The sequence below is a fragment of the Bacillus sp. AFS059628 genome (assembly GCF_002571225.1).
Lineage (GTDB): Bacteria > Bacillota > Bacilli > Bacillales > Bacillaceae_G > Bacillus_A.
Window position 1 is genome coordinate 1 of the sequence record NZ_NVEC01000024.1, and the last position, 25,012, is coordinate 25,012.

Below are 25,012 nucleotides of genomic sequence, written 5' to 3' on the forward strand. Positions count from 1 at the left end.
TCTTAGTGATTTATTACTTGATAGGTGCTTATAAGGAGCTTCATAGGGGCTAAAATAAAAAGGAGCTGTCCCAAATTATCATGTTGGATAGCTCCTTTACCATTCTTTCTATTTTTGACTTGCATTTAACATCTTCACTAACAAGGCAGCTGCCTCACCACGAGTTGTTGTACCTTTAGGATTAAACTCATTATTTCCAACACCAGTAACTACCTGTAAGCTGTATAATCGTTGAACAGGCTGTTTATATGTGATCAAATGTTTATCCCTAAATGGTAATGCAACTAATTCACCTGTAACACCTTTATACTGTAATGCGTTGTCAATCATGATAGATGCTTCTTCACGAGTGATTGGTGCGTTCGGGTCAAAAATCCCTCCACCACGGCCGCTAATAATTCCTGCACTTGCACTACGTTTCATACCGTCATGAAGTGATGGATGAGCTTTGTTAATATCTACAAATGATTTATTTCCTTCTGGTAGTTTAAGAGCATTGGCGATTAATGTCGCAAACTCAGCTCTTGTTACATTACGGTAAGGCGCAAATACACCATTTCCTTCCCCGTGCATAATACCTAGACTGTGTAGTTTACGAATATGTCCCTCAAACCATCCACCTGTAATATCATTTTTTGGCTTTTGTACTTCTTCTTTTGGTACATTGTAGTTAATTTTAATCCAACTTGGATTATAGAAAATCTACTCTCCATTTCCTACTTCGTACCAACCATTTTTAACTGCTAACACTTTGTAACGGTCTCTGTTTGAAGCTTTACGAACAGTTTGATGTTCAAGTCCTGCACCGCTACGTATGTTTATACCGTCACCATTAACGACTAACTCCATGCCAGGTTCAGCTGGATTAAATTCATTTGAATCAAATAGCTCGTTTCTTTCTTGTAAAGGCGAGTCAATTTGTGAGTTAACATTTGCGTACCATTGAATACCTTGTACGAATCCAGTCCAATTCCCACGAGAAATTAATATGTAGTGAAGAATTTGAAGAAGAGTCTCAAGACAAAATTAAACAGTTTAAACTTAGACAAATGACTGGCACAGAAATTTATACGAACTGGGATGGCGTTTTTGCAGACGACATGTTAAATGACGAAGGCAACCAATTTGCGATGTATTACTTTAATAATGATGAGGAATGGAAATATATAAGTGATTACTCAGACGTTTTTATAGATGAAGGCGAAACTCTCTACCATGTGCAAGATACTTGGGAAAACTATTTCGAATTAAAAAACGTTATTGATAATAGCTATAATTTTTGGAAAGATAACTTACAAAATAAATAATTATAACAAGTCGATTGCTTATTTTAATAAGGAATTGACTTTCTTATTATCTAATTTACTGATTAACCCCTCACCCAAAGATCATTTTACTAACGATACTATTATCGATATCGAATTATCTATAACGGAACGTTCTGGACGTGATTTCATTAATACTGTTAATCCAATTAAGGAAGTGACTAATGTTTGCGCTACTGCTTTAGCGTTCAAATCACTTTGCAGTTCTCCTGATCGAATTCCTTTCGTAATTAATTCTTGAAAAATAACTGCAAGATACATTTGATGTTCTCTAGTCAGTACTTCAAATTTTTCATTATGAGGAGCAAGTTCGACCATTGCGTTAATACAAAAACAACCTTTACTGAAATCTTTTTTATATTCCTCTTCCACCATATTTTCAAAAAATGTCCGAATTGCTTCTTTTACAGATTGTTCGTTTTGAAGTTTTGTTCGTATATTAGCTGCATGTAAATTTGTGTATCTCCTTAATGCCGCTTCAAATAAACCCTCTTTATCACCAAAGGCTGAATATAAACTCGGCTTTTGTATTTCCATTTTAGCAGTTAATTCACTTAATGAAGTAGCTGCGTATCCCTTCTCCCAAAAAAGTTGCATAGCAGCATCTAAAGCTTTTTCTTCATCAAATTCACGTAATCGTGCCACTTAAAATCATCTCCTTTCTACATCTAATTATTAAAATTACACATCACCATTTATGTACCGATTGGTATATTATATATCGTATTAGATTATAAACAACATGTCAAAAAATCATAATTAACTCAAAATAAACTTGACATATATATTTCTTCGAGATTATATTTTACTTACAAATAACATACCGATCGGTATGTTATTTGTAAGTAATACAAAAAGGAGCTGATTTTATGAATAGTAAAGAAAAAATGATAACCAGCCTAAAACATACTCATATACATTCACCTGTTCATGCAACAATGTCTCGTTATATGACTCTATTATTCTCAATAGCTTGCGGGATGGCTGTAGCAAATATATACTTCGCTCATCCACTACTTGATTCTTTATCAAATGAATTTAAGATTAGCCATTCAACTATCGGTATTGTAATTACTATTACTCAAGTTTGTTATGCACTTGGTTTACTTTTATTAGTTCCACTCGGGGATTTATTAAACCAAAAGAAAATAATCATTGTCCAAATGCTTTTATCTGTTTTCGCTTTAATTATAATCGGGGTCGCTCCCTCAAGCACCGTACTTTTTATAGGTATGGCCTTAGTAGGAATTCTTGCAACTGTTACGCAAACACTCGTCGCATATGCATCAATTTTAGCTAATCCAGCAGAACGTGGGCGCATAGTAGGTTTCGTTACAAGTGGCATTGTAATAGGTATTCTCCTTGCTCGTACATTTGCAGGCACATTAACAGATGTAGCTGGATGGCGATCCGTTTATCTCACCTCCGCTATTCTTTTACTCTTCATAACTGTTTTATTACACCAGAATTTACCTACTCTTGAACATAAAAAAGTGACAACTATGCCTTATCGAAAATTAATATACTCTGTTCTCTTATTATTTATGGAAGAACGACTTTTACGCATTCGTGGAATATTAGCATTGCTTATTTTCACTTCATTCAGTATTTTATGGACTTCTTTAGTGTTGCCGCTAAGTGTTACACCACATACTCTTTCGCATACAGCTATTGGTGCCTTCGGCCTTGCTGGAGTAGCGGGTGCATTAGCTGCTACTAAAGCTGGACAATTAGCTGATAAAGGATTCGGACAAAGAACAACTGGCATAGCCTTATCATTATTAATACTTTCATGGCTCCTAATTAAACTTATAAATCACTCTCTATTATTACTAATTTTCGGCATTATCCTTTTAGATTTAGCTGTGCAAGCTGTACATGTCACCAATCAAAGTATACTGTTCACAGTGCGTCCCGAAGCAAGAAGTCGACTCACTGCCAGTTACATGATTTTTTACTCTATCGGTAGTGCAACAGGTGCTATTCTTTCAACAAATACATATGCCAAATATGGTTGGGATGGAGTATGCATATTAGGTGTATCTGTTAGTGCTTGCGCTCTTTTATTTTGGATAATAACCTTACGGCGATCCTCACAGCTGAACGAAGAATAATTCATTTATGTTTAATAGGTGTTTTTCTACAAGAATAGAGTTTTCTTTTCAACACAAATCAACGGCATTTTCATATAAAAAATGCCGTTGATTCACAATTTCATGATGAGGAATCCTATACTATCGAAATACATCTATTACAAATCCCCTTTAACATTTTCAACAATCTCATTTATCGTATTTCGATCAAACTTATCACTAATTTCGTATGGTTCACGATCTTCTACTAATTGTACGCCTACAATATCATTGCGATCTTTACCATATTGCACTTCAATAATGGATCCACGCTCTATTTGTTTCCAAACGAGACTTGCTTCATCTTTATTATCTAACATCATACAGTCCTCAATATTTTCATCAATTCCTATTAACTTGTTGTCATCTATAAACCCAACCTCGTATTGTTGACGTTCTTTCGCTTTTCCGCTTACTAATATACCTTTGCTTCCATATGAGTAATCCGTATAGTCCTTTTTCTCCGATTGTGCCGCTTTCGACTCTTGTGCTTTAGTTTTTTCAGTGTTTCCACAACCCATGATAAGACTAATTGGCATCACTGTAGTTAGTACTACTCTAGTAAATTTCTTTATCATTTAGAATCAACCTCACATATTTAACTTTAAATTCCATTTATCCCCTTACCAAATAATAACATAATAATATCGAGAAAGAGCCAAAGGTTAACTATTATTTTCATCCTCAAAATTTATGTAATAAACTATACCTCTGTATTTCCTTCCCTTTTATTTTCATATAGTCCCCCTACAATTATAGATAGCTAGACTTTCAAAATCACTAACTGCATTATCTACAAATTATAGAAAGTAGACATCCTACTCACATAAGACTTAAAATTAGGAAGTATGGAAAACATGATAAAAGATCTAAACTAGATGCTCACAATTAACATGGTCTTTATATTAACGAAGGAAGTGTACAGCTATGGATTTTAAAACAGTTATGCAAGAGCTTGAAGCCCTTGGTAAAGAAAGAACGAAAAAAATATACATATCTAATGGCGCACACGAGCCAGTTTTCGGCGTAGCTACAGGTGCTATGAAACCAATTGCTAAGAAAATAAAAGTAAGTCAAGAATTAGCTGAAGAACTTTATGCGACAGGCAACTACGATGCTATGTACTTTGCAGGCATTATCGCAAATCCAAAAGCTATGAGTGAATCGGATTTTAATCGCTGGATGGATGGGGCATATTTTTATATGCTATCTGATTATGTCGTAGCAGTAACTTTATCGGAGTCAGATATTGCACAAGATATTGCTGATACATGGATTGCAAGTGGTGAGGAGCTTAAAATGTCTGCTGGCTGGAGTTGCTACTGCTGGCTTTTAGGAAATCGTAAAGACAACGAATTTTCCGAAAGCAAAATTTCCGCTATGCTTGAAATGGTAAAAAATAAGATTCATGATTCGCCAGAACGAACTAAATCCGCTATGAATAATTTCTTAAACACGGTAGCAATTTCATATGTACCACTACACGAAAAGGCAGTCGAGATTGCAAAAGAAGTTGGTATAGTTGAAGTAAAACGTGAAAATAAAAAGAGCAGTTTGCTAAATGCTTCCGAAAGTATTCAGAAAGAACTTGATAGAGGAAGACTTGGTTTCAAACGTAAGTATGTTAGATGTTAAATGATTAAGAAAGGTGTCAATCTAAGCAAGATTGACACCTTTCTTATGTGAAAAACGAATGAACTCCCTAGGAAATTATTCATTCCCCCTGCACACCTTATCCGTTAAACATTTCTTCATTCAATTTATAAACCCTATCTCTTTTCTCATCACTTTTAACAAAAATAAGCTTTCCTTCTTTGACAAAGCCTTCTAATAATAAGCATACTTCTCCATATGCTTTAGGCTTATTCGTTGTGAATCTTTCATCTGATATTTTTCCAGCTCGTATTAATTGTTCGCATAGCTCAAGAGCACTTATTTCTTCAGAATCCATTAATTCCAATATATCTTTTTGTAATGGCGATAAAGGTACTGGAATTTCAGCTACCTCCACCTTTTCTTTCTCGTTTTCTTCTTCAAATAAATCTTCAAATGAAATTTGATTCATTACTTCTTTTCCTTTCTAACGATTAATTTGTATAACATGAACTGAATCCTATATCGTAGCTATTGTTATGTATTACTTACCTTTTTACATAAATCTCAAACTCATGTACATCGTTTCATATAGTATGTTTTGATTATACCAAATATACGTTCTGTTTTCTATCGTAGATTGGAAAACAGAACGTTTTACTGTATCTACCATATGTTTTGAAAAAAGCACCATGTACAGAATGTGATGCACCTAATATAGCGGTATACGGCGATTATAATATTGACATGTACCCTTCGGACGCTAGATATATTTCAGTGAAAATGGATATCACTATTAATGAATGAAAAGAATGGTTTGGTGAGCCATATGGAATCGGAGAGGATATGACTAGTGAAGGCTTCATATATAATTGAGGAAGCTATTCTCTTTATTTCAGCTTCTCTGATGGCTATATTCAACGCGCCGAAATATCTAAAAATGAAAACTGTTAATAAGTTACAAACAATATAAATATATAAACCTGTACTCGTCTTTTAGTTTTTCAGCTCCTTCTATGAAGGTAAGACCAGGGATACCTAACCCATGTAAGCAAGTATTCCATGTTACGAATGAAAAAAGGATCTGATATGAATATCAGGTCCTTTTTCACTGCTTCTTTTATAACTTTAAGTTCTTGATACATACATAGGTTCATACGTACTTACATTATCATACACAGTTTTCGCAATACTAAGAGGAAGATGGAGACATCCTTCAGATCCAACTTTTCCAGTGACAATGCATAATTTATCTCCTTTACTGAAGAGAAATATGTCTACTGGCTTTTTAATAGAATCAAAGTGTACTTTTATTTGTCAGACTTGATTTTTTCGCAATATTCTTCTAAAGTTAATCCCTTTTCTTTTAGATATATAGCAACTTCTTTTCCTACATAACGATAGTGCCATGGCTCATACTTAATGCCAGTAATTTCCTCTTTATCTTTTGGATAGCGAAGAATAAAACCATACTCTGCAGCATTCTTATCTAACCATTTAAATGCATCGGTAGTTTCAAATTTTGCATTTAAGTCTTCTACAGTATTTTGCCATTCAACTGAAATAATGTCTAACGCTAATCCAGTATGATGCTCACTTGCGCCAGGATACTGAAGATATTCCAATGCCTTAGCACTAGCCTCTGTATCCGACAAACCTTGAGATTTATAGCTTTTAACTGAAGCATCATAATAAGTTTGTTGTAATTTTATAGCTCGATAACCTGACCTTAAATAAAGGTTAATGCCCTCTTTTTTTGCAGCTGTTACCATATCCTGATAGGAAGTTGCAATTCTGCTATCTATTTTCATATTTGGCTTAGCACTTTGGGTGATACTTGTTAATTCAATCCCTAGTTCCTTTGGTAACATATGTTCTCTATTTACAAGAATAATTCTCCAATCATTAAGATCAGAAATAGGTAAAGTATCTTTTTTATTCGCTTTTATATCAATTTTATTTTTATCATTATGATTAGTAGTTTCCTGAGATGTTTGTTTTCCACTACAAGCAGCAAGGCTCCATCCCAATGCCAATACCAATGCTAAAATTATAATTTTTTTAATTGTATCTCATTCCCTTTTTGTTTATTAGTCTTTATACCAATTTCCCAACACTTCTTTAGGAATATCCTTAAAATCCTTCAAAGAAACAGGGCCGACAAATTCTTTAACCCCATGTTTTTTAGAATTTTCATCTGAATAATCTTTTAAAAATTGAATTTTAAAATGCTTCTTACCATCAGCATAGTCGGTTACTGTCGGTACAACTGCAGCTTGTCGTATACCAAAAGTTTCATCTTCATACTTAACAAATTGTATATACGATAGTCCTCCAATCAATGTTTCTAATTTTTCTTGAGCAGAAATAAGATTTCCAAGAGAATAATAGATTAGCGTCTGGTGTCCATCTTTATTTTCTTTCCACTCAATTGGTTGGATTACATGTGGATGATTTCCAATTACTACATCTACGCCTAAATCTGTTAAATATTGAGCAATTTCTTTTTGTTGCTTTGAAGGCGTAAAGGTATATTCTACTCCCCAATGCACCATAACAATCACCATATCAGAATTATTCTTTGCCTTTTCCACATCATTTTGTATCGCTTTTTTATCAATTAAATTTAATGCCCAAGACTTATCACCTGGAATTTTATTCCCATTCGTACCATATGTATAATTAAGTAGCCCAAAGCGAATACCATTTTTGGTAATCGTTTTTATTTCATTGCGTTCGTTTTGACTCTCATTAATGCCTACTGGGATAACATCCTGATATTTCTTCCAGTATTCTCTTGTATTCATCACACCTTTAATACCCATATCCATAGCGTGATTTGTCGCTTGAGTCACTATATTGAATCCAGTGTCCACTAAAGATTGACCTACTTCTTCAGGTGTATTGAAAGTAGGATACCCCTGTACTTTTAGATGATTTCCTGCAATTGGAGTCTCCTGGTTCACAATAGCAAGATCACTTGATTGAACAGCTTTTTTTATATTTTCATAAATATAGTTATAATCATATGAACCATCTTTTTGTTTGCCATCTTTAATTACTGCGTCATGATATAAATTATCACCCGTTGCTATTAAATTCACTACCGATTTTACTTTTTTATCTTCAATAAAATTAGGGGATTTTTGAATAGGACTTTTATCGACCCAATTCGGTGTTTTTAATGATGTATCTGCCTTTGATTGAGCCGGTGGTAATGAAGCTTTAGATGTCTTAATATCTGTATTGCCACAAGCGGTTAAAATCAATAAAAAAATAAAACATACTAAAAAAAGCTTTTTATTTCTCTGTAAATTATCTAACATGTAATCCTCTTTTCTGTTTTATTACTAATAACCAATTCTAACAAATAACTTTTAAAACAGCGTATTTTTGTTTTACACTTAATTTTTGAAAACACTCTATTAAATTTGCTTCGGAATATACGGATAATCTTTTTCACTTTCTAACAATCTATTATTTCTATCAGAATGAATAGATAGCTAGAAAAACATTATCCAATAGGATGTTGAATTTGATATACTAGTTCCAATTGTAATAGCTGGTGAAACTAAACTAGAGAGGCGAATAGTTCATATATCCTTCTCTCTTACTTTACGTCTATGAGTATCTCCAAAAATAAGGGATTGCTGCCGCCCCCTCTTTAGTTAGTGCGAAATCTGTGTAACTAATTTCTTTAAGTTGAGCGACAATTATTATGCCGTTAACAACAAGTAAGCCCCAAGAACTCATTTTAGCAATATACGGAAAAAGTAGCAATCTTTTCTCTGCCCAATATAAACAAACCCTCCAACTCAAACGATTTGGAGGGCTCTATACCACAAAGAAGAACTTTTATTAGATTACTTCAATTTCCCTTCAAAAACAATTTTCCTACCGCACGGTTCAACTTCTGTTTTGCCGTTTTTCTTCACTTCATGAAAGATTGGTTCTTCCATACGACGAGACGGTGCATAGCCTTCTTGTTCCATACGTGCTAAGCAATCTGTAATTGTTTCGTTTTCGAGTACTTCAAATTTCTTTTTCTTAGGTTGTTTTGTCATGCCCTAACCTACTTTCTATTTTTCTTGATGCGAATTGATTCTTCATGTAGACGATATATAACATTGCGAGAATTCCTATTATAATCATAACCGCAATAAAAAAGCTTGTATACTGTATTTTTTCTATAAATACGCCTCCTAATACAGGTCCCAGTATACTTCCTAAACTAAAAGCGATTCCAGATAATATATTACCTGCTGGTAGTAAGTGTCTCGGTAATAAATCTGTCATAAATCCAAGTCCTAACGAGAAGCACGATCCAATGACCATACCAGCTAACAACATGCAGGCAAAGACGATCCAGTAATATTGATCAAATACGGCTGCCAGCAAGAAAATGCCCGTACTTATGCAGAACGTCCACGTTAAAATACGGTCCCTTCCGTATTTGTCACTTAATATACCGAGCGGAATTTGTGTAATAATGCCCCCAACTGCAAATGCTGGTAATAAGAAGGATACTTCTGAAACAGACCATCCTTTACGAAGCGCGTATACTGGTAAGTTACTGTTTAACATTGCTTCCAGTACGCCGTATGCAAGTGGTCCCAGCAGTGCAATCCATCCTAATCCAACAACTTGTTTATAACGAGAAAATGATGATTCACTCTTCACTTCTCTTTCATCTTGCGCCGGGAATGCATTTTTCGTTGGCAGTAATAATAGCCAACCTATTAAGCACAGTATAGTGGATATAATAAATGGCGTTGCAAGACCGTACTGAACAGTGCTTGCTAAATACGGACCAACGGCAAAACCAATTCCGAAGAATACACCGTATATCGATACTTGTCTCCCTATTTTACTTGGGTCTGCTGTTGTCGTAATCCATGTTTGTGTTCCGACATGAAGCATATGATCTCCGACTCCAACTACAAATCTAAGAATAAACCATACCCAAAATGAAAAAGTTTGTGTAAAAAAGAATAATGAAATAATAACGAGAAACCCACCAATGACGATAATTGGCTTCATTCCAAACTTTTGCATCGGCTTTTCAAGAAACGGCGAAATAACTAATATCCCAATGTATAGTGCCGTCGCATGAATACCGTTAATACTTGAACTAACCCCTTCTTGTTCAAAAATCATTGCAATGGCCGGTAAGAGCATCCCTTGTGATAAACCTGAGATTGCTACAATCCCAACCATAATCCAAAAAGTAAAACGCATCGACATCCCTTTCCCTCTCCTTCTCACGCTTTCCACCTTTCATTATAAACTGTTTCTTCAAATACGTGTACGAATATTCGCAATTAAAAAGAAGCTAAAAGAATGAACCTTTTAGCTTCTTATCCTTCCCAAACTTGTGCTTTCACATTGTTATGGAATTGCTTGAAATACGGATGTTTATAAAAAGCAGTTTCATACACGTATTGCTGTGCATGAGCAATTGGTGGCTGCGGGTATTGCATTTGTAAAGGAACTACAGCTGGTGAAACTTGCATATACATCGGAGCTATCATTATTTTTGTATATAAGTGATGATTATATGGCGAATGCGCAATTAAGAACGGATGATGCATGGATAATCTCCCCTTTTACCTACAATGTTATAGTATATGCAATATTTTTCATTTCGGGGATTATTTCTCTTCTAACCAATCCTCTACATGTTTTATAAATACATCTAAACAATCAATAAACGGCGAATGACCACAATCCTCTAACACTTTCAACTCTGCATTCGGTAAATGTTTTGCTAATTCTTCACCGACCACTTGCGGTACGACATAATCTCTGTCACCTTGTACGACAAGTGTTGGAGCTTTAATATGATGAATTTGCTTATTCCCCTCTACAACCCCGTTATGTTCATCCGAAATATTAAATGTAATGAGCGCATAATTTACATCTACGAAATTACGTTGCGTTAACATATCATCTAAATACTTTTCATAACGATCCGGTTCCGGTTGATTATGTGTATATATTAATAAATTCCATACTGTACGGTAATATAATTTATTCATATTTTTTATCGCGTCTAGCACTGGAGCAATTTGTACGGGATCTTGTGCAACCTCTTCCTTCGTCTTTACTAAACTTGATACGATTGGCTGCCCGTTTATATCTTTTTTAAAAATTGGATATCCCTTCATGCCCACTGATTCTACTAAAATTAACTTTTCTACAAATGTTGGATGATTCGCTGTAAATTGCATCGCAACACCACCGCCCATTGACCAGCCCATTAATGAAAATTTCTCTAGCTTCAATTGATCGACAAATAGTTTTACATCTATTGCAAAGTCTTGTAATGAATCTATCGATTGATTATATGTTGATTGGCCAAATCCTCTTAAATCAAGAGCGTAAATATGGTATTGATCTTGCAGCTTTTCAATAACTAAATCCCAATGTTGTGACGACGTCATATTCCCGTGAATGAGTACAAGAATTTCTGTATTTTGCCTTCCAACTTCCTGATACGCAATCGTTTCTCCGTTCGATAGTGAAACAAACTCCATTGTTGCAGGCTTAATCATCACAAGTTCCCCCATTCTTTTTAATAGAAAGAAAATTCTTTACTTAATTAAAGAATAGCATGTAGAATATACGTTCGCAACATAAAACCTATACGAAATTTTTACATAAATCAACATGTCTATTACTAGACAATTATAATGAAAAAGTATATAGTTAGCTAGGTAACTAATTTGAAAGGATCAAAATACATGGACGAAAAACAACATTTTTTTCACATTGTCAGCCAGACTTCTCGCAAGTTTACGAAGAAATTTAATGAACGCGTATCTCCCACTGGGTTATTTAGTGCGCAATGGGCTGTTATTTTCCGCATCAATCAAACTGGTTCTTGTACACAAACAGAGTTATGCCAGTATTTAAATGTTGAATCACCAACGATGACTCGTACGTTAACACGTATGGAAACGATGGGATGGATTATTCGTACAGAAGGAAAAGATCGCCGTGAGAAGCTTATTTCTTTATCAGAAACAGCGATAAAAATGATTCCGGTATGGCAAGAAGAAGTTGATACTTTTGAAGAAAAGACGCTAGAAGGTATTAACGAAGATGAGTTACATCAAGCATTTCAAGTGTTACAACAAATTATTAAAAACTTAGATTAAATTGGAGGGATGACGATGCAAAGTGAGAAACTTTGGACGAAGGATTTCCTCGGAACTTGTTTTAGTAGTCTATTTCTCTTTTTAACATTTTATATGCTTATGACTACTTTACCTGTCTATGTAATAGACGGTCTAAAAGGAAAACCTGAGGAAATTGGTTTAGTTGCAACTGTATTTCTTATTTCATCTGTTTTATGTCGACCATTTACAGGAAAATGGCTCGATGATTTAGGAAGAAAGAAAATATTATTTATTTCACTTTCTTTATTTTTAGCCGCTACTGTTATGTATTTCGGTGCGCAAAGTTTATTTTTATTACTAGCCCTTCGCTTCTTACATGGTATTGGGTTCGGTATGGCAACAACTGCAACAGGTACGATTGTCACAGATGTTGCGCCAGCTCATAGACGCGGCGAAGCACTTGCCTATTTCGGCGTATTCATGAGTTTGCCGATGGTAATTGGTCCTTTTTTAGGTTTAACAATTATTTCTCATTTTTCATTTACAGTATTATTTATCGTTTGTTCCGTATTTTCATTGCTTGCATTTTTATTAGGACTACTTGTAAATATTCCGCATGAAGCACCAGTAAAGAAACAAAAACAAGAAAAAATGAAATGGAAAGACTTACTTGAACCATCTTCTATTCCGATCGCTCTGACAGGATTTGTTTTAGCCTTTTCTTATAGTGGCATTTTATCCTTTATTCCTATTTATGCAAAAGAGCTCGGTTTAGCTGACATTGCAAGTTACTTCTTTATTTTATACGCACTTGTTGTTGTAATTTCTCGTCCATTTACAGGTAAGATTTTTGATCGCTTCGGTGAAAATGTACTTGTTTACCCAGCTATCATTATTTTCACAATTGGGATGTTCATTTTAAGCCAAGCACAAACTTCATTTTGGTTCCTTGGCGCAGGTATGTTAATCGGTTTAGGCTATGGAACATTAATTCCTAGCTTCCAAACGATTGCGATTTCTGCCGCTCCAAACCATCGACGTGGTTCTGCGACAGCTACGTACTTCTCATTCTTTGATAGTGGTATTGGCTTTGGTTCTTTCATTTTAGGTATCGTCGCAGCGAAATCCAGTTACCATAATATGTATTTTATCGCAGCTATTATCGTTGCTTTTACTTTACTTCTCTATTATGGACTACACGGACGAAAACAAAAATTCAAGAAACAACATACAGACGGAAAAGTTTCTGCTTAACATAAATAAGGAAAGTAAACTTCCCCGTTTACTTTCCTTATTTTGTATTTCTTTCAATAGAAGCGTATACTTATAATAGAAATAAAAAGGAGGGACCGCTATGAAACTAAAAAAATCTCCCCTACTCTTACTCCTAATCACATTCATATTTGTAATTACAGGGCTCGGTTTTACATACTTCAAACATAATAAAACAATCCCGTCAAAAAATAACGTGACGAAGAAAAATTGGTTAGATGACCCGTACTTACGTTGGTCGTATACACATATGAAAGAATTCACTTTAATTAACGAGGTGAAAAATAACCCGGATCACGTTTCCCACTTCTCTACCGCATTGCAAAACTTAGACGATTTTGCTGTAGAGCGTAGATTTGGAAATACAACTCCTCTAAAAAAACTTTTAGACGATAATAAAACGGATGCTTTTGTCGTTGTACATAATGGACAACTTGTATATGAACGATATTTCAATGGATATAACGAGAGTGCGCCTCATGGTATGGCGTCATTAGCGAAGGTCTTTACCGGAGCAATGATACAATCGCTTGCTGAAGAAAACCGTATTGACTTAGAAAAAACAGCTGACACATATATAAAAGAATTAAAAAATACACCGTTTGGTAATGCCTCGCTGCAACAATTAATGGACATGCAAGTGTCTGCAGAGTACCCTACTCACGGATACGAACATCCAGCGTTAGAAAATCAAGATGCACAACTATACTTGGCGAGCAATATTTTACCTCGAGGTAAAAATTACGATGGTCCAATGAAAATTTATGATATGTTACAAGAAGCAGAAGAAACTGCACCTCCTGGTTCTGCCTTTTCTTACAATAACGGATCGACAGAAACACTCGCTTGGGTGATTCGAACGATCACTGGTAAATCATTAGCTGAAAATGTTAGCGAGCGCATATGGTCTCAAATTGGTATGGAAGAAAACGCGTATTACGTTACAGATGAAACGAAAGTAGAACAAGCAAGTGCTGGATTAAATGCAACTGCTAGAGATATGGCTAGATTCGGACAATTACTATTAAACAACGGGGAATATAACGGAAAACAAATTCTCCCTTCTTCTATTACTGAAGATATAAAAAATGTCCAAGAAGGTGAACTTGCAGTTGGCCCTGGAGCTTCCATTTCTTATCATAATCAATGGTGGATTCCGCACAATGAACAAGGTGCTTTCGAAGTGTTAGGTAGTTACGGACAAACACTTTACATCGATCCAAAAGCAAACATGGTCATTGTCCACTTCTCTTCTAACGCTACGCCAAGTAATGAAATCCATTCCGTTTACTCTAATATGTATATTGATATTGCACATCATTTAGAGAAGCTTCCACAGTAGTGGAGGCAGGAGTTTAAACCTTACATGTATGACTATTTGATTGAACACACAATCTGTTGTGTTGAAACATCAATATATCTAAAAAAGGAGCTCTCTTGATAAAGAGAGCTCCTTTTTTTATTTCTTCTTCTTTTCTGTCGGTTGACTTTGTTTAGCGAAATTAGATGAATCATCGAAATTTGGTTGCTTTTTACCAGCATTATTACTTCTACCTTTTCCCATATGTAATGCACCTCCCCTCATCCTTACTATTCCCAATAAAAAAATCCTCTTGCATCCAGAAGTTTTTTTATTGTCCCTTATTCATAAGGCACCACTGTTCTCGTAGTAATTCCAACACTTTCAGTTAGAGAAGCTTCCACAGTAGTGGAAGCTTTTTATTGTTGGGGTGTTTTATTTAAACCCATTACCCTCATCACATTTATTCATAATGAAACTTTTTATTAGCAATCCAATAATACGTTACGAAGAGTGTCAATAAAATCCACACTATAGTTAGTAATCCAGTAATTATTGCGTTTGAATGTACGCCCCCCGTAACTAACGTTTCCATTGCATACTTACTCATACCGGCTGGATTAAGCCGATCCATTATTGGATTCAAACCGACAATTACTCTGCAGGCTAAAAGGAAAACAATTGAAATTAATGCAATAATACCTTGACTGTGAAAAATAGCACTTATCATCGTTGTGAAAGATACGATAAAAAGAACCCAAATTAGATAAAATAGTAATCCAGTAATTAGGTGTGCAAATGGAACGGCAGTAAAAAGAAAATTTACATATAGATAAGAAGTTACGTATCCAATTGTTACACTAAACGCTACCATTACATAGTTTGACACTATTTTCCCACCTACATATGAAGTAACAGTAACGGGCCTTGTTAAAATAAAGGCCAGCATACCATTAGCTTTATCTGTTTGAATTGCACCCATCATAGAAATTACTAGAATCATAAGTCCAAGCTGGTCAAACTGGGATCCCAAAGTAGTCGCTAATACTTCGCCCCCTTTTTGCGCTGCCATACTCAGATCAATTGTAATTCCCTGGCCTCCACCTAACGCTTCTAGAATTGATGGTAAATAATGAGTTACTATCGGCTGTGTTGCACCTAAAAATATAAAAACAATTGGTAGCCAAATGACCTTAAAATCACGTAACATTTGAACACATTCTTTTTTTATCAATACCATTGAGTTATTCATTTTTGCACCACCAATTTCAAGAAAATCTCTTCTAAAGTATCGTTGCTCATTTCAAATTTAACGATGTCCACTTCATGTTCGAGTGCATTTTGTAATAACATATTTTTGCTTATTTCGATACTTTCAACCTTCACTTTGATTTTAAGCCCAACCACTTCTACGTTCTTCACATACGGTAATTTTTTCACAATTTCAATCCACTTTTGATCTTTAGCTGTTATTTCAATAACTAATTTATTTTCACGATTACGGTGTAAAAGCTCCGTAATCGTTGTGTCTTCTATTTTTGTTCCATCTTTTATAATGACAAATCGTTCACAGATTTCTTCTGCATCGCTTAAGATGTGGGTTGATAATAAAATGGTTGTATCTTTTTTTATTTCTTCAATCAGATTCAATACTTCTCGCCGGCCGATCGGATCTAATGCGGATACCGGTTCATCCATGACAATAAGCGAAGGTTTATGCAATAATGCTTGTGCAATACCAAGTCGTTGCTTCATTCCACCAGAAAATGTACTAACCTTTGTATTTTCTTCTCTCTTTAGTCCAACTTTCTCCAACATTTTCGGAATCGACTTTGACAATTCTTCTTTTTTCAACCCCGAAAGTTGGCCCATAAACGTAAGCGTTTCTCTCGCTGTCATCCAATGAAAAAAATTAGGATATTGAGGTAGATAACCAATTTCACTTTTCATTTTTGATATTTTTATCCCATTTAATAAAACTTCACCAGCAGTTGGATTAGTAATATCCGAAATTACTTTTATTAATGTGGATTTCCCTGCTCCGTTTGGTCCAATTAATCCGACGCATTCCCCCGCTTGCAATTCCATCGAGAAATTATTGACAGCAATTTTTCCTTTAAATGATTTTGTTACATTTTTAATCTCTAATTCCATAATTCCCCACTGTCCTTTCTCCCTATAATAAAGTACAAGATAGGTCCCAATATATTAACGAAAAGAATAATGAACGTCCATACAAGTACATTTTTTCTTGTTTTCCTATGTCGATATAAATCAATGAATGCAATTAAAACTAAAAGTGCCCCCACTGCAATAACTGGCAATATAATGGGTAGAAAAGCCATAATATCAATGTCTTTAAGATCATTCAATCCATAATGTATTTTCATTGTCATCACTCCTTTTAAATCTCATTATCATTATTGATAATGATAAAATAAAAACGGATGAATTGCAATCATTATTCTCATTATTTATAATGAGAATAAAAAAACGATATATAAGGTGATATAATGAGTAATAAAGTTGAAATTTTAATGCATCCGGTAAGAATGAAAATTTGCCAAGTGTTAATGAGAAATAAAGAAGATGGGCTAACACCATTAGAAATGGTAAAAATCATTAAAAATGTACCACAAGCAACACTATATAGGCAGCTACAAACTATGGTTGATTCTGGTATCGTCCATGTAATTAAAGAAAAAAAGGTGAAATCTGTTTCTGAAAAATATTACGCAATCAATGAAGAAGATGCAAAAATTGAAGGAAGTGAATGGAAAGGATTATCTGATGATGAAAAGTTAAACTACATTTCCTATTACCAGTTATCACTTATGACACAATATCAAAGTTACCTTAAGAAATTAGAGGAACAAAACAGTCACGAAGATAAGGCTACTTTTTCTGTAGTAGAATTAAAGCTAGACGAGGAACACTTTGGAAAATTTCAAAACGAACTTAACGAATTAATGATTAAATACTACAATAGCCAAATTAAAGATGACGAAATAGAGGCTCCAGTTCGGACCGTCGCTATTACAATTATTCCAGAAACGTGAACTAACTCAATATACATAATACAAGCCGATGATTCCTTACCATAGGAATCATCGGCTATCTTCAGTTCGAAAATTGTTTTGACTTCTACTGCATGGCTAGCGAAAAAACTAATTTAGCAATTCGAATGTACTTAAAGATTCTATCTTTCTTATATTAAATGAATTCTTTTCTTTCTTTTCTCATATTCGTCTCATACCATCCGCACTCTCTACAAATACTTTTTAAAAAGAAGCATGGGTAAACTAGTAAATATAAATTAGGAATCCACCAAGAAATATCGAAATCTAAACGGATTGTCCAAAATGTTAGAGCTTGTAATCCCGAACAAAAAGTTAAAATTAATGATAAGAACGCAAAGTGGCTCCAAATATGTTTTTGTTTAGAATGTAAATACAAACTTAAAAATCCCGTTAACGAGATTAATAAATCTAGAGGCAGAAAAGACCAATTCCATGCTACTAAAATAGGGTCTTCATAATCTTTAAACAAATATTCTTGCGGAATCATATGAAAAATTGTTATGAGCCAATATATTACAAACCCAAAATCAGTAATAAGAAAAAAATACTTTAAACGATTCAATGTATACGTTCCTCCACTATTTCTTTTTTCTTCGCTTCATGTGCCGTACTATTAAAATTTAAAATTACAACTCCAATTAGAATAAAGAAGATTGCTAGTATCTTAATTACATTCATACTTTCTTCAAAATAAAAGAACCCAATTATTGTAATCGTTACAATTCCCATCCCTGACCAAACCGCATAGGCAACAGACATTTCCATCCCCTTTAATGCGAATGTCAGGAATACAAAACTTACTACATAAAATACAAAAATAAGTATGCTTGGTACAAGTTTCGTTAATCCATCAGATAGTTTCATTGCAGTTGTACCCGCTACTTCAAATAAAATTGCTAAGCATAAATAAATCCACTGCACTATTCTCCCACCTTTTACTCCGGATTAGAGATTCCATAGATCAACATGTCCATAATAGACTCAAGTATACTCCCTAATGTATAATTATTCTTTTCAATAAACATAGGATCATATATGCGATTCAGTGCTCCCAAATATAATTCAATAAAAAATGGAATTTGAATCTTTCTAATGCTTCCTTCTCTCATTCCCTCTTCTAATAAACTGATTACAGTAGACCAACCTTCACGTAAAAACTGATCTAATTTTAACCATTGATTATAATGATGTTTTTTTAGTTCTACTAATAAACGTGCATCCATGAATTGAAATTGTTGCGGAATACAAATTAAGATGAGTCTTATTTTTTCAACTGTTTGTAATGCATCATCTTCAGCTATATTTTTTTCCTTTTCTTGAATACTTTCTATTACATGACGAATAACTTCATCTACTATTTCATCTTTTGAAGAAAAGTGCTCATAAATTGTCCTCTTACTCACAGCTAATTGTTTTGCTAAATCACTAATTGTAAATGTAAACCCCTTCGTTTGAATTTGATGACTTGTTTCTGTTACTATTCTTTGTTTCATAATCCGCCCCCTAAACCATTGGTACCATCTTGGTTTTTTTAGTACCATTTCATTTTACGATATTTAACACAATATATATAACTAACATTTCAAATTTTCTAACTTTTAACTCAAAACAGATAAACATGAGAGCGATGAGGGACATTCCTGCATATTCAACAATCAAGTGAATGTATAGAACAACACTGATGCATGAAGCCTTAAAAAAGTTAAATGCAGCTCTATAAGGATATGTTGGTATATGTTCTTTTTTAGCTTGATGGGGAGAAACCCCGATCTACTTTCACCTAAGTAAAAAAGCACCCTATAAACAGGGCGCTTTGCTCCAACCTAATGACTAATAGTAGCAGTTGGGTATAATGTTGTTCCTCCAATTGAAACCTTTATTTCATTTGTTAATGGAACATTTTGTTCATTAATAATGGTTCTCCACCATTCCCATGCAAGACCTGTACATTCTCTTGCTACGATTTTTATATTTTTTGAATTTGGTGGAAGAGGGATAACTGTAGAGTAATGAGCCGTTTTGTCTTTGCCACTACCTTCCCATGTTTTATGTGTTAGTACTTCTTTCCCATTTTGATCAAATGTGAATTCATCCCAAGATACATCAAATTGAGCAACGTAAGCACCGTAATGATCAAGTGTCATTTTAGCACTTGAATATTCTGTAGTTGTCGTCTCGATATAATCTGTATTGTTATGAACAGCAGCAGTTGCATTATCTTTTAAGAAAGTGCTTGTATAAGAAATTGGGTATGCTGGATTTTTAAAACTTAATTCAGCATTATCTTTAATAATATTTCGAATTTCATTGAAATCTTTTGTAACAACCTTGTTATGCTCTTTCGCATCTCCGCCTAATACTACAGCAGTAAAGGTACTTTCTTCAAAAATATCTTTGTACTGTCCACTCGTTTCGACGCTGTTATTCTTAAGTAAAGCTTTAAAAGCAGCTTGTACATCTTTACTCTTAGATGTTGTTTCTAATTTTACATAAACCGTTCTACCATAAGCTACATTTGAGACCATAACAGGTGGAGCTGAATTACTTACTCCTTTACGAGTTAGCTCATCAAAAGTAACACTATTATCAAATAGATCGGATGGATTGTTAGGTAGTTCAGCACTTACGGTATAGAATATTTGCTTATATGCCGCCACCATCACTTTTTTCTCTCCATTTGCAACCGCATTAAAATCAATGTTTAGACTGTTATCAAGATATTTCGCATTAACATTAAGAGCACTTGCAATTTGTGATTTACTATACACCATAGATTCTGTATACTGCATTCTTGCAGGTAACGTATGTGTTGTGGAATACTTTTCATTCCAAGTAGATACTAAATCATCTACTGCTCCAGCTACATTACCATATGTCGGATTTTGGACAGTGATTGTATTTTCTTTTCTCATACCAGGTAAGTCTATACTAATATTCAAAGGCTTTCTCTTAGCCACTAATAAACTCGGTTGATTGTCTGCAAAAGCTTTATTGGCAAGTTGTACAGCTCCTGGATACGTACGATTCGCTACAGAATCAATAATCGAAATATCGACTGGTGACGTTGTAAGTGATTTTTTCTCACGTTCCACTACTACAAATTTACCATTTGAATTGATACTTTCTTTCGGAACAAAACTCTCTACTTTATCACCATTTACAGCTAAAACCTCTTGATTATTATATGTAAGATTTCCTATGCCAGTATCAATGCTACTAGCATTTTTAGTTATATCAGTTGCATGACCGGCTTGTGTTTCTGCGAAAGAAATAGATGAATAATTAAGAGTGCATAGACTAACTAATACACATGTAAGGAACTTTCTTCTCTTGGTATTTTTCTTATTATTCAGAAAAATCACCCCATTCTTTTTTAGTAAGATATAATAATAATGATTGCTACATGATAGCTAACGAATAAACTTACATAAACGCTTTTAAAAGTTCTTGGACTAAAGGAATTACTCCACCTAAAAATTTTAAAACTGCCATTGCGATTTCCATATTACTTCCTCCTCTTTGCTGTATTAAGATATGTTGTATATTTATGCTTTCATTATAATAAGCTTTTACATTTGCATCAATTCATTTTTATATGCAATATTTCATATTGAGGAAAAGCAACTTTTTCTGTCAGAGTAATGATGGTACTATCCTTCTTGACAATATTTCAATCCCTCTAAAAATATCAGAATTTTCTAATTCTAAAAGGTTATGAACGAATCAACCTCGAATAATTGTAATAAACATACATAAGGAGGTTGATCTATTTTGTTTCGTTCCTTTACCAATGGTTGCGTCGCCTTAGTGCAACGTTTCTTGCCAGAGCCGTTTATTTTATCATGTTTATTAACTGTTTTTGTTATCTTATTCGGCATGTTTGCAACGCACCAAACGCCGGTGGAAATGATCACTCATTGGGGTGATGGAATTTGGGGACTTCTCGCCTTTTCTATGCAAATGGCGCTTGTACTCGTGACAGGATCTGCTTTAGCAAATGCTCCCCTCATTAAAAAAGGATTAACGAAAGCTGCCAGACTACCGAAAACGAATGGACAAGGTATTATTGCCATTTCAATCGTAAGTTTACTAGGGGCGTACATAAACTGGGGCTTTGGTATTGTTGTATCTGTTTTATATGCCAAAGAAGTGGCAAGACAGCTGGAAGGATTAGATTATAGACTAGCCATTGCCTCTTCTTACTCTGGATTTCTCATTTGGCATGCAGGGCTTTCTGCTTCTATCCCACTTACGTTAGCAACAGGCGGAGAAACGTTAATTAAAACGACAGCTGGAAGTATTAAAGAAGCGATTCCAATCACAGAAACGTTATTCTCACCATACGCTCTCGTTCCGGTTATTATCTTTTTAGTTACGATGCCTCTCATTAATAAAGCGATGCATCCAGATGAAAAACATACGATTACAGTAGACCCTAGCGTATTCCATGAAGAAGCTGCCGCTCAAGAAGTAGGAAACAATACGTTCGCTGAAAAAATGGAAAATAGCATCATTATTACACTTTGCGTTGGCTTGTTAGGTCTTATTTATATTTTCAATTACTTTTATACGAAAGGCTTTAACCTTACGCTAGATATCGTGATTTTTATGTTATTAATTGCTGGGCTTATTTTCCACCGTACTCCGATTCAATATATTCGCGCTTTTTCAGATTCTACAAAAAGTGCTTCTGGCATTTTACTTCAGTTTCCGTTTTATGCTGGAATTATGGGAATGATGATTGGAGCAAATAGTGAAGGACTTTCACTTGGAGGGGCTATTTCGAATTTCTTTATTAGCATTTCAAACGAAACGACTTTCCCGCTCTTTACTTTTTTAAGTGCTGGCATCGTTAATATTTTCGTTCCATCTGGTGGCGGTCAATGGGCTGTGCAAGCCCCCATTATGATTCCAGCTGGCGCTGAACTTGGTGTACCTGCTGCAAAAACAGCAATGGCAATTGCGTGGGGCGATGCTTGGACAAATTTAATTCAACCTTTCTGGGCATTACCTGCATTGGCGATAGCTGGTTTAGGTGCTCGTGATATTATGGGATTTTGCGTTGTTAACTTACTATATGCAGGATTTATCATTAGTCTATGTTTCTTATTTATTTAAACGAAAAGCTAGTTTTATACTAGCTTTTTTACACAATAAATCATTTACCCCGCATTAACGGGCAGTAATCCCCCCACCTATTTATCCAGTTGAAGCAAAGCAGTTCCGCGGGAGATCAACTGCCCGTNNGATTGGTTCAACTAATAATCAGTGGGAAAGACAAAATCCCCACTGATTAAAGTTTCACTTTATTTCCCACGCAATTTATAACCCTCTTCCACTCTATCTCCGTAAGATATAACGCCTCAAATGCAAAAAAATCTTCACACACTTTTTCAATTAAATGTGGATTTTTCTTAAGGAAATTCCATTGTAACGCTTTAGGAAGAAAATACGTTTCATACTCTTTACTTCCTCTTACTACCTCATCCACTTCTCTTTCACAAATTCCTCTTATTAAATAATCATTTCTTAATTGAATCTGTATTTGTTGAAACGTTTCACTACATTTCTTCAATCGGATTAAGCAATTCATATATGTACGAAAAAGTTCATTATCATACTGACAACAATTTATAATACGTTCCATTTCATTCATAACGTACGAGCCTTTTCTTCTATATGTAATAACCATTTATCCCGCTTCTCTCGTTTACTCGTTTTCACAGATTGAAAAACAGATCGTTTTATACCGCGAATGCCGCAAAAACGTAAAACACCTCTCTTCATTATAATCCAATCGGCTGATCGATATAGTAGTGCGACGTACCATAACGGTGAGTCTAACGTATTAATTACCCATGCCTTCTTACCTTTTAGTAACCCTTTCGGCAGGGCACCTTCATATTTATAAGCAAATCCAGCTACAAAAATGCGATCAATAAATCCTTTTAAAATCGCAGGCATCCCCCACCACCATATTGGATAAATGAAGAGAAGAGTATCCGCTGCTTCTACTAACGCTCTGTACCGAGCTGTTTCTTCTTCATTTACTAAATCACGTCTTTTCTTCTCTTCATTAAATACAAGGACGGGATCAAATTGTTCTTTATATAAATCAAGTACCGTAACTGAATGATTCGTTTCTTGTAATCCTTTTTGCACATGCTTTAATATCCCCGCATTAAAACTTGAAGAACTAGGATGAGCGTACACAATTAGTACATTCAATACATAACAACTCCCTCTATAAGTTAAAGTTTCCCCTTCTTTAACATCTTCTCTACAATTTGTACGTTTTTTGAGCTTTGTAATAAACGGTTTAATACGGTAAGCAACTCTTTCTTGTCTAAATCTTTCAGTTTCTCTTTCACCGTACTTTCACCAGCACCTTGAATATCATAAACAACTGCCGCCATATGTTTACAATAGTTTTCATATGGACACTCACAGCTACTTTCTGTAAAATCTTCAAGATTAATAATCACTTCATAGTTTCCTGCATTTCCAGTAACGAAAGCAAATATTTTCTTGTCTTGTATTTCAACATCTTCTACATGTCCCTCTTCATAATATTCATAGCCTTTATCTATAATGTACTTAGGAATCCATTTCGTTATATCATGTAATAAGTAAGCGTACATAACAGCACCTCTTCCTTTAATTCCCTTTTGACTTCCACAACCCCTGTATGTTATTCTAATAACTGTCAAATAGCAAGTCTATATGACAAAACGACTGACACCTATTCGGCGAAGGTGTCTCTTTTCATTTGCAGCCGATATGAATTGCCTCTTTCAGGCATATTCAATCTTTGACACTACACACTCAACACCATTCCCTGTATCAGGCTGCTTAAGCAGTCTTTTACTCTACATACTTCAAAAAAAGAGAGCTTAGCTCCCTTTTCTCGCCTTATAAAATACCCCTTTTTCCGTATAGAGATATTCATCAGCTAATGTAATTTTCCCATCCAGTTTCAGTTCATCTAATAGTCTTGATAAATAAAATTGATGTAACATCTTTTTCGTGAATTTTCCTTCATGATGCGAAACGATATGTTCTTGAATATCTAACAATGATATTGGCTTATCTTGCTCTATCATATATTCATAAACTGTACTACGCAGTTTTACGTATTTTTCGAGTGTCACAGTACCTCGCAACCCCTTTCTTCTTAATATAAATTTTC

General features: G+C 34.6%; 28 protein-coding genes and 3 pseudogenes. 9 read left to right on the forward strand and 22 right to left on the reverse strand.

The window, feature by feature from the left end; genetic code table 11:
• Positions 1-108 precede the first annotated feature (108 nt).
• Positions 109-990, reverse strand: a pseudogene (locus COL05_RS09580) (S-layer homology domain-containing protein); the annotation flags it as partial.
• On the opposite strand from COL05_RS09580, the pseudogene COL05_RS09585 reads away from it, so the two are divergent.
• Positions 978-1,307, forward strand: a pseudogene (locus COL05_RS09585) (DUF7832 domain-containing protein); the annotation flags it as partial. The pseudogenes COL05_RS09580 and COL05_RS09585 sit on opposite strands and share 13 nt — an antisense overlap.
• 81 nt (positions 1,308-1,388) lie before the next feature.
• Here COL05_RS09585 and COL05_RS09590 read toward each other — a convergent pair.
• Positions 1,389-1,970 (reverse strand): TetR/AcrR family transcriptional regulator, encoded by a 582-nt coding sequence (locus tag COL05_RS09590; RefSeq protein WP_098668440.1) that lies wholly within the window; start codon positions 1,968-1,970, stop codon positions 1,389-1,391.
• Between the two features lie 224 nt (positions 1,971-2,194).
• Between COL05_RS09590 and COL05_RS09595 the strand changes: the two genes are divergently transcribed.
• Positions 2,195-3,439 (forward strand): MFS transporter, encoded by a 1,245-nt coding sequence (locus COL05_RS09595; RefSeq protein ID WP_098668441.1) that lies wholly within the window; start codon positions 2,195-2,197, stop codon positions 3,437-3,439.
• A gap of 137 nt (positions 3,440-3,576) precedes the next feature.
• On the opposite strand, the gene COL05_RS09600 is transcribed toward COL05_RS09595, so the two are convergent.
• On the reverse strand, positions 3,577-4,035 hold the full coding sequence (locus tag COL05_RS09600; protein ID WP_098668442.1) for a hypothetical protein: 459 nt from the start codon (positions 4,033-4,035) through the stop codon (positions 3,577-3,579).
• 349 nt (positions 4,036-4,384) lie between these two features.
• Between COL05_RS09600 and COL05_RS09605 the strand changes: the two genes are divergently transcribed.
• Positions 4,385-5,092, forward strand: coding sequence for a DNA alkylation repair protein (locus tag COL05_RS09605; RefSeq protein WP_098668443.1), 708 nt, complete (start codon positions 4,385-4,387; stop codon positions 5,090-5,092).
• A 97-nt stretch (positions 5,093-5,189) separates the two neighbouring features.
• Here COL05_RS09605 and COL05_RS09610 read toward each other — a convergent pair whose 3' ends face one another.
• On the reverse strand, positions 5,190-5,522 hold the full coding sequence (locus COL05_RS09610; protein ID WP_098668444.1) for a DUF3895 domain-containing protein: 333 nt from the start codon (positions 5,520-5,522) through the stop codon (positions 5,190-5,192).
• A gap of 194 nt (positions 5,523-5,716) precedes the next feature.
• Between COL05_RS09610 and COL05_RS09615 the strand changes: the two are divergent.
• Positions 5,717-6,004: pseudogene (locus COL05_RS09615) on the forward strand (S-layer homology domain-containing protein); the annotation flags it as partial.
• Positions 6,005-6,360: 356 nt separating this feature from the next.
• Here the strand turns inward: COL05_RS09615 and COL05_RS09620 are convergent.
• The 7 genes from COL05_RS09620 to phaZ all read right to left on the reverse strand — a co-directional run bounded on the left by COL05_RS09620 (position 6,361) and on the right by phaZ (position 11,619).
• Entirely contained in the window at positions 6,361-7,092 is a 732-nt protein-coding gene (locus COL05_RS09620) for a M15 family metallopeptidase (protein ID WP_098668445.1), read from the reverse strand.
• Between the two features lie 48 nt (positions 7,093-7,140).
• Positions 7,141-8,376, reverse strand: a complete 1,236-nt coding sequence (locus COL05_RS09625; RefSeq protein WP_098668446.1) for a CapA family protein — start codon at positions 8,374-8,376, stop codon at positions 7,141-7,143.
• 295 nt (positions 8,377-8,671) lie between these two features.
• Positions 8,672-8,803 carry a hypothetical protein gene (locus COL05_RS31815; RefSeq protein WP_257152556.1) on the reverse strand — a complete coding sequence of 44 codons (132 nt, stop codon included), beginning with the start codon at positions 8,801-8,803 and terminating at the stop codon, positions 8,672-8,674.
• Between the two features lie 110 nt (positions 8,804-8,913).
• Positions 8,914-9,114 (reverse strand): NETI motif-containing protein, encoded by a 201-nt coding sequence (locus COL05_RS09630; RefSeq protein WP_098668447.1) that lies wholly within the window; start codon positions 9,112-9,114, stop codon positions 8,914-8,916.
• Positions 9,098-10,294: an MFS transporter gene (locus COL05_RS09635; RefSeq protein WP_098668448.1), complete on the reverse strand. Its 1,197-nt coding sequence runs from the start codon at positions 10,292-10,294 to the stop codon at positions 9,098-9,100. The genes COL05_RS09630 and COL05_RS09635 overlap by 17 nt, the downstream gene beginning before the upstream one ends.
• Positions 10,295-10,407: 113 nt before the next feature.
• Entirely contained in the window at positions 10,408-10,641 is a 234-nt protein-coding gene (locus COL05_RS09640) for a hypothetical protein (RefSeq protein WP_000546484.1), read from the reverse strand.
• 60 nt (positions 10,642-10,701) lie between these two features.
• Positions 10,702-11,619, reverse strand: a complete 918-nt coding sequence (phaZ, locus tag COL05_RS09645; RefSeq protein WP_142337414.1) for an intracellular short-chain-length polyhydroxyalkanoate depolymerase — start codon at positions 11,617-11,619, stop codon at positions 10,702-10,704.
• 174 nt (positions 11,620-11,793) lie between these two features.
• Between phaZ and COL05_RS09650 the strand changes: the two genes are divergently transcribed.
• The 3 genes from COL05_RS09650 (at position 11,794) to COL05_RS09660 (ending at position 14,785) form a co-directional block, all read left to right on the forward strand.
• Complete coding sequence (locus COL05_RS09650; protein ID WP_139365427.1) at positions 11,794-12,210, forward strand: MarR family winged helix-turn-helix transcriptional regulator; 417 nt, start codon at positions 11,794-11,796, stop codon at positions 12,208-12,210.
• A gap of 15 nt (positions 12,211-12,225) precedes the next feature.
• Entirely contained in the window at positions 12,226-13,425 is a 1,200-nt protein-coding gene (locus COL05_RS09655; protein ID WP_048525207.1) for an MFS transporter, read from the forward strand.
• 100 nt (positions 13,426-13,525) lie between these two features.
• A complete protein-coding gene (locus tag COL05_RS09660; RefSeq protein ID WP_098668450.1) occupies positions 13,526-14,785 on the forward strand; it encodes a serine hydrolase domain-containing protein in 1,260 nt (419 codons plus the stop codon).
• Between the two features lie 421 nt (positions 14,786-15,206).
• Here the strand turns inward: COL05_RS09660 and COL05_RS09670 are convergent, their stop codons facing one another.
• The 3 genes from COL05_RS09670 to COL05_RS09680 are packed head-to-tail and all read right to left on the reverse strand — an operon-like array spanning position 15,207 to position 17,133.
• Positions 15,207-15,995, reverse strand: coding sequence for an ABC transporter permease subunit (locus tag COL05_RS09670; protein WP_098668451.1), 789 nt, complete (start codon positions 15,993-15,995; stop codon positions 15,207-15,209).
• Positions 15,992-16,897 (reverse strand): ABC transporter ATP-binding protein, encoded by a 906-nt coding sequence (locus tag COL05_RS09675; protein ID WP_098668452.1) that lies wholly within the window; start codon positions 16,895-16,897, stop codon positions 15,992-15,994. The genes COL05_RS09670 and COL05_RS09675 overlap by 4 nt, the downstream gene beginning before the upstream one ends.
• On the reverse strand, positions 16,888-17,133 hold the full coding sequence (locus tag COL05_RS09680) for a PLD nuclease N-terminal domain-containing protein (protein ID WP_098668453.1): 246 nt from the start codon (positions 17,131-17,133) through the stop codon (positions 16,888-16,890). Before COL05_RS09680 ends, COL05_RS09675 begins: the two co-directional genes overlap by 10 nt.
• 123 nt (positions 17,134-17,256) lie before the next feature.
• Here COL05_RS09680 and COL05_RS09685 point away from each other — a divergent pair, with 123 nt between their 5' ends.
• On the forward strand, positions 17,257-17,802 hold the full coding sequence (locus COL05_RS09685; RefSeq protein ID WP_098668454.1) for a transcriptional regulator: 546 nt from the start codon (positions 17,257-17,259) through the stop codon (positions 17,800-17,802).
• 154 nt (positions 17,803-17,956) lie between these two features.
• On the opposite strand, the gene COL05_RS09690 is transcribed toward COL05_RS09685, so the two are convergent.
• From COL05_RS09690 to alo, 4 genes are all read right to left on the reverse strand, one after another.
• Positions 17,957-18,385 (reverse strand): YvaD family protein, encoded by a 429-nt coding sequence (locus tag COL05_RS09690; RefSeq protein ID WP_098668455.1) that lies wholly within the window; start codon positions 18,383-18,385, stop codon positions 17,957-17,959.
• Complete coding sequence (locus COL05_RS09695) at positions 18,382-18,744, reverse strand: DMT family transporter (RefSeq protein ID WP_098668456.1); 363 nt, start codon at positions 18,742-18,744, stop codon at positions 18,382-18,384. The genes COL05_RS09690 and COL05_RS09695 overlap by 4 nt, the downstream gene beginning before the upstream one ends.
• A gap of 14 nt (positions 18,745-18,758) precedes the next feature.
• Positions 18,759-19,316 carry a TetR/AcrR family transcriptional regulator gene (locus tag COL05_RS09700; RefSeq protein ID WP_098668457.1) on the reverse strand — a complete coding sequence of 186 codons (558 nt, stop codon included), beginning with the start codon at positions 19,314-19,316 and terminating at the stop codon, positions 18,759-18,761.
• 330 nt (positions 19,317-19,646) lie between these two features.
• Positions 19,647-21,185: an anthrolysin O/cereolysin O family cholesterol-dependent cytolysin Alo gene (gene alo, locus COL05_RS09705; RefSeq protein WP_098668458.1), complete on the reverse strand. Its 1,539-nt coding sequence runs from the start codon at positions 21,183-21,185 to the stop codon at positions 19,647-19,649.
• Positions 21,186-21,594: 409 nt separating this feature from the next.
• Between alo and COL05_RS09715 the strand changes: the two genes are divergently transcribed.
• The gene (locus tag COL05_RS09715; protein ID WP_098668459.1) at positions 21,595-22,941 is read left to right on the forward strand and encodes a short-chain fatty acid transporter; all 1,347 of its coding nucleotides are present in this window, start codon (positions 21,595-21,597) and stop codon (positions 22,939-22,941) included.
• 175 nt (positions 22,942-23,116) lie between these two features.
• Here COL05_RS09715 and COL05_RS09720 read toward each other — a convergent pair whose 3' ends face one another.
• The 4 genes from COL05_RS09720 to COL05_RS09735 all read right to left on the reverse strand — a co-directional run bounded on the left by COL05_RS09720 (position 23,117) and on the right by COL05_RS09735 (position 24,974).
• Positions 23,117-23,479 carry a group-specific protein gene (locus COL05_RS09720; RefSeq protein ID WP_142337418.1) on the reverse strand — a complete coding sequence of 121 codons (363 nt, stop codon included), beginning with the start codon at positions 23,477-23,479 and terminating at the stop codon, positions 23,117-23,119.
• A complete protein-coding gene (locus tag COL05_RS09725) occupies positions 23,476-24,051 on the reverse strand; it encodes an NAD(P)H-dependent oxidoreductase (protein WP_098668461.1) in 576 nt (191 codons plus the stop codon). The genes COL05_RS09720 and COL05_RS09725 overlap by 4 nt, the downstream gene beginning before the upstream one ends.
• Positions 24,052-24,074: 23 nt before the next feature.
• Entirely contained in the window at positions 24,075-24,464 is a 390-nt protein-coding gene (locus tag COL05_RS09730; RefSeq protein WP_098668462.1) for an SWIM zinc finger family protein, read from the reverse strand.
• A 252-nt stretch (positions 24,465-24,716) separates the two neighbouring features.
• A complete protein-coding gene (locus COL05_RS09735) occupies positions 24,717-24,974 on the reverse strand; it encodes a hypothetical protein (protein ID WP_000171478.1) in 258 nt (85 codons plus the stop codon).
• Positions 24,975-25,012: the final 38 nt, after the last annotated feature.